Genomic DNA, 12,102 nt, shown 5'->3' with positions numbered 1-12,102 from the left:
ATATGGATACAATTACCATAAATACATACTACAGAAGAATAACAACTCTTATCCTTGAACTACATCAAGATGACTTTGAAAGCGCAGTCGCAGGTCATTGTATGAAAATTACTGGTATGGGCAAATCGGAACTTGAGTACTTATGGGAGGAAATAAACAAAAAGCATCAACATTTAGATCTTTTTATAGTTGCAGAAAATGATATTGTTGATAGTCGATACATTTCAGCAACTAAACTTATAGAGCTCAGAAATAAGCAAGATAAACCTCTTCTAATTCTAATACCCTCGAATAGTCGCACTGCTGCGGAAGATTCTTACGGAAATGCAACCTTTAAAGAAATATCTTTAGAAGGAATAGAAGCTAAGCTGGTTGACACTTTAATAGATGAGATTCCTGACGATTTGGAAGAGTTAGTTTCAGTTGATATCATCAAATATCTTAATCCTACAAACTCTGAAATAATTGAATATTTAATTGCTGTTTCAGAGAGTAACTACGATTTAAAATCTATTGGAGATAATTTGTATCATCTTTCTTTGATTCCTGATTCGATACTTTTAGAACATTCAGAAAAGATTAGATCTAGGTTAAATTTTAATCGAGAAAGTGTTGAGTTATTATCGGCATTTAATAAACCTTTATATGACCGTATTGCAGAACTAGGATTAGAAAATGATTCTAAACAAAAGGAAATAGTTGACTTTCTTAAAACAGAAAAAGATGCTAAAAACTCACAAGATATATGCGAGAGTATCTATAAGAATTATGAAAATCTCAATTTTTGTAAGTGGCCTATTCCTCAGTTAGACTTTACTCATATTAAACTAATTACTGACGAAATTAAATCTAAAGATTTAAAAGTTGAAGATGGAACCAACGTGCTATTTGCGCAGAATGGAAAGTCAACAAAGCTTAAAGTCAGATTTCGCACTAATCGGAATCCAAAGGACATTAAAGATTTAAAATACTTTCGTATTGTTTTAATGGCGGTTAACGGTAGTAATGGTGAAGAAATATCTGTTCTGAGAAAAGTAAAGAACTCCAACTCCAATAGACCATATAGAGATGTGACTTTAGAGCTTAACTCAAATGTAATTGAAGAAGGCTCGTACTTTCTTAAGGTTTTAGCAGAAGATGAGCACGGAAATATGCTAAATGCTGATGATAAATTCAGTGATTCTAAAATTCAAAAAGCTTGGGAACAAGCATTAAACGAAAATCCTGAGGCTAAGAAAAGTACATTTCCTTATAAGTTAACTTGCGATTCTATAGACTTTGATTACGTAATAGAGGATGTATTAGAACGTGATGAAAATCAAAGGAAAGATAAGCTGAACAACGTCTTACAAGCATTTTTCAAATACCGTATCGAAGGTTTGAAAAATGGAGAAGACCGCGAAATTCCTGAGCCACCTGATACGTCTAATAATTGGATCAATGACGGTAGGGAAAAACATTCTTCGACATTCCACATCAATTATTCTGACAAGCATAATTATCAGATAAATATTTCAACAAAGTTAAGACAAATAGAAAATAAATATTTGCAAAATGCAGATAGTATTGGTTATGTAAAATCACGCTTAAAGAGCAACAAATTGGCTATCGGATTTGAGGCACTTGAGTTTGTTAAAAGTGAAATAAATGAGATAGCACCAAAATCTCTACTTAAGCTCAGAAGAGAAGTTTTTGAAAGCATTGCAAACTCCAATGAAGATGGAAATGGAATATTTGAATCTACTAATATTTTTACCTTAAAAGATGATATTAAAAAATATATTGAATCATATTCTAAGTGGACGTTTAAACTCAAAAAGCAACTTGAGTCTGATGGTATTGAATTAGAAGAAAAGACAAAGCTTAAAGCATTTCTTTTGGAACTTCAGATGATTGATGTTTCTACTGTAAAAAGTAAATTACCTGATGGTAATAAAGTTGAAGCTTTACTTGTCTCTCCTTTGCATCCATTGAGATTAACCTGGATAGTTCAATTAATAGAGGTTTTTGAAAGCTGGGAAAAGCAAACTAAAGAGTTTTCAGGGCATCAAGATTCTTGGTCTCAGAACTTGGAAGACTTGTTTACAGGCAATCTTTCTCCCGAAAATAATCAATTAGTATTGATTGATCCGTCTACAAAAAAAGCATACAACTATAGTGGTGAATTATCTTTTGGTTGGGGATTATATCTAAATACTATATCACAAGAGTCTAAAAATGGGATGACATCTATTTCGAGACAACTACAGCATTACCTTAGACTTCTTTTTAATATTACTAAAGACAACTACGTAGAAACAGATCTCAGTCTTAAGTTGATAATGCGCCACATTAAAAACTACTTAGCTCAACATCCATATATTGACAAACTTATAGTAAACCTTTTTAACGCCGGAGACGCAGAAATTTTTTCAAATGCGTTTGTTGAGTTGGAAAAAGAAAGTGTGTTTGAAAATATTAATTATGAGGTTAGAATATTTAAGGGAGATGATAAAATTATAGAACACGGGGAAGCATTAAAAATCCTGATAAACCCAGCATCGAATATTTCAGAGGAAGCAGAAGCTTTTTCACAACCATCAAAAAATAGATTATTTCCAAAACTTAGATTTTCGATTAATAGTATTTCGGATTATTTAAAAGAACCTTCTAGTTTTACTTCTCATTTGAGTTTTGTTGTTAGCCCATTTCCAATTACTATAGAGTTAACAAAACCATCAGAAGAAGGACACAATTTTTACTTAAATGGATTGATAACTGATTCTACTGTAGTAGTTGATGAAAATGGCTCTCAGGTTAAATGGAACAGATTTATTCAAGGAAACAAGCTACCTATTAAATATGATACTACAGGCGCAAATGGTATTAAGTTATTTGAGAATATTCAAAGTTTTGTAAGTAGCTCTTTAGTTTCGAAATATACAGCATCGATACCATCTACCCAGCTTAGATTAAACGATAAGGATAAAGTGCTTTTAACACACCTTCACGACTATTCAGACTGGGTTATAACCTTTGATAAAAATCTTGGTCCACAAATCTTTGATCAGCCATCAAAAGATGGAGAAATTCCATTCTTACTAGATTATGTTCCAGGAGAAGAAATTTTGGGAATATCCTCATTCCTCACGACACGTCCTACTTCGGAAGTTCTAGGTTTATTAGGGCCACATTTTGAAGAATTTAACTTAGATATACACAACGAGCAAGATGAGCGTAAAGTAAAAATATTACTTGAGGATTTAAGAGCGGTAAGTAGCTCACTTGTCTTGCAATTGAATTCAACTAAAAACAAAGCTTTTGAGGTTATTGGATCAGCTTTCACAAAGAGAGTTTTAGAAAAGAAGGAGATGCTGAAAGATGCATTTTTAATTCCAATTGACCTGCATCAAAATTTGTTTGAGAACCTACCAACAGGTAGTAAATCACGCGCTGACAATCTACTAGTCTCGATCAATCCTGCGAAAAAAGAAATTTCAATAGCTGTTATAGAAATCAAATGTAGAAAGTCTCTTGGAGAAACTGAAAAAGATGCATTACGATTAAAGATGTTGGAGCAAATTGAAAATACTATTGAAGGTTTACGAAATCATTTTGACCCAGAGTATAATAATTCTTTTGACCGTCTTGATAGGGAGATAAAAAACAAAGAATTAAGATCATTATTGATGTTTTATTTGGAAAGAGCCAATAGGTACGAATATCTGTCATCAATTGCTTATAACCAATACCTCGCCTTTTTACAAACACTTGATCTTGGCTTCTCTCTTAAGTTTAAAAGATTAGGTCTGATATTTGATTTTGCAGCTAATGACAGACATAAAAAAGTAGTATTGGATAATGATTCTGTTTTCTTTACATTCGGAGGGAAATTAATAGACGATATTTTAGATCCTGATTCAGATTTGAATACAAAGAGACTGGAAGAGAATGATTTTGATAAAGACTTAAATAAAGCATTTGGCAACAAGAGTGAATTGAAACCATTTTTACAAAAGTTTAAATCTAAATTAGAAAATGAATTTGAGATAAACGAAATTCAAACTACGGATGATTCAACTATACAATTAACTAAAAAAAGTATTAAAATAGATGAAGAATCAAAGATATTTGAGGTAGACCAAGAAGAAAACAACACGGCAGTAGAGTCTAACCCTTATATAAAAAAATCAGATAATAAGCAGATTAAAGTGGACTATGTTGCTCACAAAGTTCCAGAATACGATATTTTAATTGGTAAAACATCTGCAAGTGATCAATTCGGAATTTTAGGCGAAAGCACTACTCAAAAGAAAATTGCTATTGATTTAAGTGAAACGAATACGGTTAGTTTATTTGGTGTACAAGGTGGAGGAAAAAGTTACACGATTGGTACAATTTCAGAAATGGTATTAAAGCAATTTAATGATATAAATCTATTACCATCTCCATTAGCAGGTGTTATTTTTCATTATAGTGAAAGTATGGATTATGAGCCAGAATTCACATCTATGATTCTACCGAATGATAAAGAAAATGAACTAGCTAAATTAAAAGAGAGATATGGTGCTGAACCAGACAATATAGAAGACGTAATTATATTAACGCCAAAGGATAAAATAGACCAGCGTAAATCTGAATATCCTTCAATAGAGGTTCTGCCAATTGCTTTTAATTCACAAGAACTGAATGTTCAAGATTGGATGTTCATTTTAGGAGCTATTGGTAATGATTCAACTTACATTAGACAGTTGAAGGCCATTATGAAAGAGCATAGAGCAAATATTACAATTGATGCTTTATCACAAAGTGTGGAAGATTCTGAATTACTTAGTAATTCGCAAAAAGCCTTAGCAAGACAGAAACTAAGTTTTGCACGAGAATATGTCGATGATCAATTTATGATGAGAGATGTATTAAAGCCAGGAAGGTTAATAATTGTTGATTTAAGAGATGAATTTATTGTCAAAGACGAAGCACTTGGATTGTTTGTAATAATGCTTAATATCTTCTCAGCAGTAAAAAATGTCAATGGCAACCACTTCAACAAGTTTATTGTCTTTGATGAAGCTCACAAGTATATGGACAATAAGGACTTGACTGGGAATATTGTGACGGCTATAAGAGAGATGAGACATAAAGGAGTTAGTATAATGATTGCAAGCCAAGACCCTCCAAGTTTACCTAATGAAATTATAGAACTGAGTTCTGTTGTATTACTTCACAAATTTAATAGTCCACAATGGTTAAAGCATATTCAAAAGTCAATAACACAGTTTTCATCCTTAACTCCAGCAGATATGAGTGCTTTGATGCCAGGAGAAGGATTTTTATGGGCTACCAAAGCAACTGAAAAAAGTATATCAGCTAAACCAGTTAAGGTTTCTACAAGACCAAGAGTAACGAAACACGGAGGTGGCACTATACAGGCTACAAGTAATTAATGAAGTCAACTACATTAACACATAAAGGAAAAAGGAAAGTCAATCAAGATGTTGTCTTAACAAAGAACATAAATCCTGACACGTATTTATATCTTGTTGCGGATGGTATGGGAGGTTATGATAATGGTGAAATAGCGGCGCAGATAGCGACTGAAAGTATATTAACTTTTTTATCAAATATAGATGAGATAAATAAGGAAACTATTCAAAAAGCTATTAATAAAGCAAACCTTGCTATTCGTCAGTTTCAGGATCAAAATCATTCTAAATTAGGAGCCACTTTGGGTGGTATAGTGCTTTCAAGAAATATAGCTAAATGCTTTTGGGTTGGTGATGTTAAGATTCTTCACTATTCTGATAACAAATTAGTTTTTGAAAGTAAATCGCATAACTTGATAAATGAGTTTTCTGATAGCACCATTTCAGATGCAAGCAATAGAGTGTCTAAGTATTCTCATATTGTAACACGTTCGATTCAAGGGGATATTAAAAAATCTGGTATTTCTTATCATGAATTGAACATTAATAATAGTTTAGATCAATTAATTATATGCTCTGATGGTGTTCATAATATAGTCAATAGTCAAACTATTCAATACTTAATTAATAGTGCAGATTCTCAAGACTCTGCAATTGAAGTGATAAATAGGAGACTAGAAACTGAAGCTATTGATAATGCTAGTTTGATAATAGTAAATTCTTAGTAGTAGGAATTATTATTATCATTAAAATCAAATAAAAACTAAAATTGAATATCCGTAATTACTAATAATTACGGATATTCAATAAGTATTATAAATGAAAAACTACTTAGTAGTTTTTATAACAAAAGTGATGTTATTAGACACATCAATGTTTTTGGCAAACTTGATTGCCGGAACATTATAAGGGTAAGGATGCTCTCTATCCGTTTTTATATGTACAGATGCTAAATATGACATAAGACCAAATTAAAGTTTTTGTATTAATTCAAATTACTAAAATTTCTCAATCGTTGATTGTCTTCTGCTAATTCTTTTATGATGACTTGTAAACTTGCTATTTTTTGAATTGCCCAACCTTCAAAAATCATCCTGTCATTTACTTCTGGATGAACTTCTTTCACCTCTGCTAGATGATCTTGAAAACCCTTGATCATTTCCTGACTTTGTGCATTAATCTTTTTTACATAGTCTTTTTCACTGTTTTCAAAATCCATTTTCTTTTTATATTAAATTAATAGTATTCTTTATACGAAATGCAACGCCTTTCTAATATTCCCCCTATAATAAGTGTCAATATCATGTAAAATGTTACCTATAATTTTTCTTAAAAATCAAAATGAATAAACCTACGATGACTTTCAGAATTTTATTTGTTCTAGCAAATTTAAAGTCGTAGCAACTACTTTAAATATTAAATTTTAGCACTTTCCAATAAATATTTTTACTTGTCATGACCAAAATTTCAAAGATTAGTGTTCAAAACATTTAATATGATGTTTCCAAATCATCATCGCCGTTAATTTCTATATCATATTCCTCTTTAGTAATGTGTCCTTTCACCTCCCATAATTGTTCAATGTTAAGATTTCCTTCCAAATCAAATTGTCGTTTATCAAGCTGCACAAGTCCTATAGAGCCCCTGTACCATCGAATTCGTCCAATAAGAATATCTTTCCCATTGATAGGGTCATTAATAATAACTACATATAAGCTTTCTTTTCTAACTAAATCATAATGTTCTATCAGAGTATCAGTATATACAAAATCACCTTGATTAATACCTAAATGATCTAAATCTTCTCCAGATACTTCGAAACAAAAACCACTTTGCATCTCATCAATAGTTATCCTGTGTAAAAACTGATCCAAGTACAATTCATCAAAGTAATTGTCTATGAAACCCGTAAAATCACTTTTTGAAACCACAGTTGTGTTACCACTTTTATCCTGTTGATGTTCATTTCGTTGTTCTACCAGATAATCTCTAATAACTGCTCTAGCCTTTGTTTTTTCAAGTTCTTCCTTTAATTTTAAATTTTCTATTTTTATTTTGGCATAGTCCCCCAACAATAACCGAAACCTTTCCTCTGCGGAGATAGGTTCTGGAAAAAAATCCTTTGGCAATTCTAAATGAGCTATTAATTTTTCTTGATAAGACACTTTTATCACTTCTTGGTTGTATAAATTGTAAACTCCTTGTCTTGTCAAATTTAATTCTTCAGCTAATTTGTTAACACCTCCTTTTTTATTGATGTTATTCTTTTGCACATATGCCTTTAGCAACTTTCCGTGATGATTTGAGTATATCTGATGCAGTAATTCTTCCATAATATAAATCGGCTATTGGACAAATTTGTCTCGACAAAGTTACAAAATGTAAACAAAAATACTTTACATTTGTGGAAGAAATTTTCTTGAAAGAAGAAAGATATGTTCTTTAAAAAGACAAAGTTTTGTTTGAAATACAGGCTTTAAAATCAAATTAGGGTTGATTTTACCACAGAGTCTCTGTGTTTTTTATGAATTATTTGTCAATATAATTGGTTTACATAATTATCAAAATTAAAACTTATGAAAGACTATAAGTATTGTATTAATGAAAAGTTGGCAGAGCTACCTGTAGCAAAATATAGAGCTACTAAAGAAAAGATCATTACGGGCTTAAAAAAAACAGCAAGGACTTTTAATCGCTATTGTAATTTACTGGCAGATGACCACGCAGATATCCCTGCTCAGGATCTGGATATGATTGCATCTCATTTGGAATGTACTGCTGATGAACTGAAAAACTATAAAGTAAACAAATCCACCATTATGTATAAAATTAAGAGGAGATCAAGAAAACCAGTATAATCTTTATACTCTTCTATTCTTTGACAGACAGCGTATGTATGCCTACCTATTGCGCTGTTATTGATCTACTATACATACTACTATTTCCATTAAAGAAATTCTAGTAGTATTTCATATTACCATCACTATTGACATACTAAAGCGCTCTGATAGAGCGTATCCGAGCTTCCTGTTGAACAGGTGTGGGTATCTATTGTCTTTTGTGAATGTATTTAAAAGAGTTGAGATTACTTAATAAGTTATTTATGATTACAAAAGAAACGATTTTGGGTAAGACCCATTACGGACTAAAGATATTTGCTTATATCCTACGGCAGTATTACCCGAAAGAAACCGCACTTAGGGTAAGCGGAAGGGAGTGTAAACCAACCTACAATCCGTTTGCTGCTCACCATAGAAAAAGTTTACAAATAAAAGTAGTTAATAATCGTGCTGTTTATCAGGATTTGGAAAACAAAAATTTCCAAGGAGATGTATTTGATTTTGCACAACTCTATTTTAAAGAAGACACAGAAATAGATCTATTACTCAACATTAATGATACACTGCATTTGAATTTAGAAAATAAGGTATCCCCTTATGATCTAAAACAAGAACGTATTCAGGGTTTTCTGGATAGCATACCCGATACTGAATCGGAACCAAATATTGAATGGGAACCAAGGTTCAGTTATTTTTCTAAAAACCTCTATAACCTTACACCAACAAAAACTGTTGGTTTACCTGAAGTATACCGTATGCTTACGGATCATTCTCGTAAATATCGGACAGAATACTTGCGTAAACTCTCCTCAGAAAAAGAACAAAAAGACTACAAGAAAAAACATTTTGACTATGTCACTTTTTCCGGGGTATTTACCAAACGGAACAATCAACACCTTAACACTCATTCTAAATTATTGACTATTGATATTGATGGAATACCGAACAAAGAAGAGTTATTGGATATAAGAAAAACCTTATTAAAAGACCCTGATCTTCCTTCTCAACTACTATTTATATCGCCCAGAGGAAATGGTCTAAAATGGATTATCAAAATAGACTTAGCTGAAATATCTCATACAGAATACTTTCAGGCAGTCATCAACTACATCAAAGAAACCTATAACATCCAAGTGGATGCATCCGGAAGTGATGTAAGCAGAGGGTGTTTATTGCCGTATGATCCTAATGCATATATCCATCCAAAATACAAAGCCAATGTTGAAATTTGAGCCTAAAAAATATCTGAACCCAGCCCTTGATGGTCAACATAAAAAAAATGAAACAGAAGTGGTTCAAACAATCTCACGGTCTTTTGATGATTACGATAAGGTAAAAGAAGTCTGTACTCAGCTAGAAGTTTCTGGTATCGATATTACCTCAAACTACGGAGACTGGATTAAGATTGGGTTTGCTTTGGCAGATGCTTTTGGTAGTATGGGAGAAGAACTGTTTCATGCCGTGAGTAAGAACTATCCTAAATATGATGCTGCTAACTGTCGCAAACAATACCAAAAATGTTTACAAAGTAATAATTCTGGGGCTACACTAGGTACATTTTTCCATTTAGCAAAGTTAGCCGGAGTAACTCCTTCATCACAAAAACAAAAGGGGTATACATTAGCTACATCACAAAAGGTTTCCGTAGCAAAGGAAGAACCAGAAGAAGATCAATTAACACAAGAACCTTCCTTACCCATCATACCTTCATCCGTTTACAAACGACTACCTGATTTTTTAAAGCAAATAACACAGTATGCAGGAAGTGATCAGGAGAGGGATTTATTGTTGTTGGGGAGCTTAACGGCAATAAGCAGTTGTTTACCCAACGTATATGGTATTTACGATCAAAGTATGGTATATCCTAACTTGTTCTTATTTGTTACCGCCCCAGCTTCTTCTGGTAAAGGAAGGATTAATCTTTGTAGACAACTGGTCTACCCTATCCATAAACAAAAAAGAGATAGTACAAATTCTCAAAAAGTTCAATACGAAGTGGAACTATCAGAATATCTTGATGTAAGAAAAAAACAAAAAGGTGATACTACACAGAAACCAGAAGAACCAAGGGAACAATTGTTATTTATTCCTGCTAATAGTAGTGCCACTGGAACTTTTGAATTACTAGCAAACAATGATGGCAAAGGGCTGATTTTTGAAACTGAAGGAGATACACTTGCGCAAGCGTTTAAAAGCGAACATGGCAATTATAGCGATGGGTTTAGAAAAGCCTTCCACCACGAACGAATAAGCTATTACAGACGTACAGCAAGTGAATACGTAGATATTGCCACCCCACAATTATCTGCTGTACTTTCAGGCACACCAGATCAAGTATTGTCTTTAATGCCGGATTCTGAAAATGGACTGTTCAGTAGGTTTATATTTTACAAAATGCAACGGCAAAAACAATGGAAAAATGTATTTGCCAATACAGATAAGGAATCGCTGGACAGTATCTTTGATAAGCTGGGTAATCGATATTTGCAATATTACCAAATACTGGAAAGTTTTAACGATGGAATAAAGGTTAGTTTACAATCGCACCATATTGAGCGGTTCAATGCTTTCTTTAGCAAGGAATATGATAAATTCTTATTCTTACAAAAAACGGGGTTAGAAGCTTCTTTATTGCGGTTGGGATTGATTTGTTATCGTATCGTCATGATTTTTACCCTCATTAGATCATTAGAAAACAACGCACTTTCCAATATATTATATTGTCAGGATGTCGATATGGAAAATGCTATTGCCATTGTAGAAAGCTTACTGGAACATACCCAGCAGGTGTATCGTTATTTACCGCAAAAGAAAAAGGTGTTACCAATAAATAAAACCAAAAAAGAAAGCTTTTTGGATGGATTGCCTAGCTCTTTTTCTACTCAGGAATATAAGAATATAGCTAATGGACTTCAAGTACCAGAAAAGACCGCGGAACGCTACATAAAGCAGTTTGTTGAAAAAGGATATCTACAACGTATCGGGCACGGGCAGTATCTTCACACACTTAAAAAGGACAACTAAATTTATATAAGCAAACTTTAGAAAACCTTAAAAACCTCAAAATAGACTAGTGAGGTTTCTGAGGTTTTTAAGGTTTTGAGTGCAATGAAGCCTATTTCTTTCAAGTGTTTAGTCGTAAAATCTTACAAAAGGAGTAAAACCTCAATAACCTCAAAACCCGCAGTTCCTTTTTTTGAGGTTTTGTCTTGGACAATTATCAAAACCTAAGTCAATTTAAATTAATATACGTGTATCTATGTTATCATATTTGTGATATACATCAATTTTTTTTGCACCTATAGTTCAAACGGAATAAAGGTCTTTATGTAAACAAAATTTTCGAGATAAGAAGCTTTCTTTACATCCTTACATGTACCGATATTGAATTAAAAATGCACAGCCCAAATCGAGATGTGTATTTCTACAAAATACCTATCCCGATTAAGACTTATTTTTTATGGATGGTTTTTAGAGCTTTACAAGAATTATTTTCGCTACACTTCGTACCCTTTTTTGATATTTTCTAATCGATAATAATGTAATTTTTTTTAATGGTAATGAGTAAGTATTCCCTATAGGGATGACACGTAACTTTTTACTATAGCAATGACTTGAAGTATTTACTATAGGGATGACACATGTAATTTTTCCCTATAGGTGTGAGCTACAACTTTTCCCTATAGGAGTGAGCTGCAACTTTTCCCTATAGGAGTGAGCTGCAACTTTTCCCTATAGGAGTGAGCTGCAACTTTTCCCTATAGGAGTGAGCTGCAACTTTTCCCTATAGGAGTGAGCTGCAACTTTTCCCTATAGGAGTGAGCTGCAACTTTTCCCTATAGGAGTGAGCTGCAACTTTT

At 32.6% G+C, this 12,102-nt stretch carries 8 protein-coding genes; 5 read left to right on the top strand and 3 right to left on the bottom strand.

Annotated features, from left to right (window positions below):
* Positions 1-2 precede the first annotated feature (2 nt).
* Both DK441_RS07550 and DK441_RS07545 read left to right on the top strand, forming a co-directional pair.
* Positions 3-5,423, top strand: coding sequence for an ATP-binding protein (locus DK441_RS07550; RefSeq protein WP_109098586.1), 5,421 nt, complete (start codon positions 3-5; stop codon positions 5,421-5,423).
* Complete coding sequence (locus tag DK441_RS07545; protein ID WP_109098176.1) at positions 5,423-6,127, top strand: PP2C family serine/threonine-protein phosphatase; 705 nt, start codon at positions 5,423-5,425, stop codon at positions 6,125-6,127. The genes DK441_RS07550 and DK441_RS07545 overlap by 1 nt, the downstream gene beginning before the upstream one ends.
* Positions 6,128-6,229: 102 nt before the next feature.
* Here the strand turns inward: DK441_RS07545 and DK441_RS27145 are convergent, their stop codons facing one another.
* The 3 genes from DK441_RS27145 to DK441_RS07535 form a co-directional block, all read right to left on the bottom strand.
* Positions 6,230-6,364 (bottom strand): hypothetical protein, encoded by a 135-nt coding sequence (locus DK441_RS27145; protein WP_255412294.1) that lies wholly within the window; start codon positions 6,362-6,364, stop codon positions 6,230-6,232.
* Between the two features lie 23 nt (positions 6,365-6,387).
* Positions 6,388-6,621, bottom strand: a complete 234-nt coding sequence (locus DK441_RS07540; protein ID WP_109098175.1) for a hypothetical protein — start codon at positions 6,619-6,621, stop codon at positions 6,388-6,390.
* A gap of 271 nt (positions 6,622-6,892) precedes the next feature.
* Positions 6,893-7,735, bottom strand: coding sequence for a hypothetical protein (locus tag DK441_RS07535; protein ID WP_109098174.1), 843 nt, complete (start codon positions 7,733-7,735; stop codon positions 6,893-6,895).
* Positions 7,736-7,978: 243 nt separating this feature from the next.
* Here DK441_RS07535 and DK441_RS07530 point away from each other — a divergent pair, with 243 nt between their 5' ends.
* The 3 genes from DK441_RS07530 to DK441_RS07520 all read left to right on the top strand — a co-directional run bounded on the left by DK441_RS07530 (position 7,979) and on the right by DK441_RS07520 (position 11,266).
* Complete coding sequence (locus DK441_RS07530; protein WP_109098173.1) at positions 7,979-8,260, top strand: hypothetical protein; 282 nt, start codon at positions 7,979-7,981, stop codon at positions 8,258-8,260.
* A 245-nt stretch (positions 8,261-8,505) separates the two neighbouring features.
* Complete coding sequence (locus DK441_RS26885; RefSeq protein ID WP_200822833.1) at positions 8,506-9,474, top strand: BT4734/BF3469 family protein; 969 nt, start codon at positions 8,506-8,508, stop codon at positions 9,472-9,474.
* Positions 9,461-11,266: a DUF3987 domain-containing protein gene (locus DK441_RS07520; protein WP_160111987.1), complete on the top strand. Its 1,806-nt coding sequence runs from the start codon at positions 9,461-9,463 to the stop codon at positions 11,264-11,266. The genes DK441_RS26885 and DK441_RS07520 overlap by 14 nt, the downstream gene beginning before the upstream one ends.
* The last annotated feature ends 836 nt before the right edge of the window (positions 11,267-12,102 follow it).

It is taken from the genome of Aquimarina sp. AU58, from assembly GCF_900312745.1.
GTDB lineage: Bacteria > Bacteroidota > Bacteroidia > Flavobacteriales > Flavobacteriaceae > Aquimarina > Aquimarina spinulae.
The sequence above is the reverse complement of the archived record's forward strand: the minus strand, read 5'-3'. Positions and strand labels throughout refer to the sequence as shown.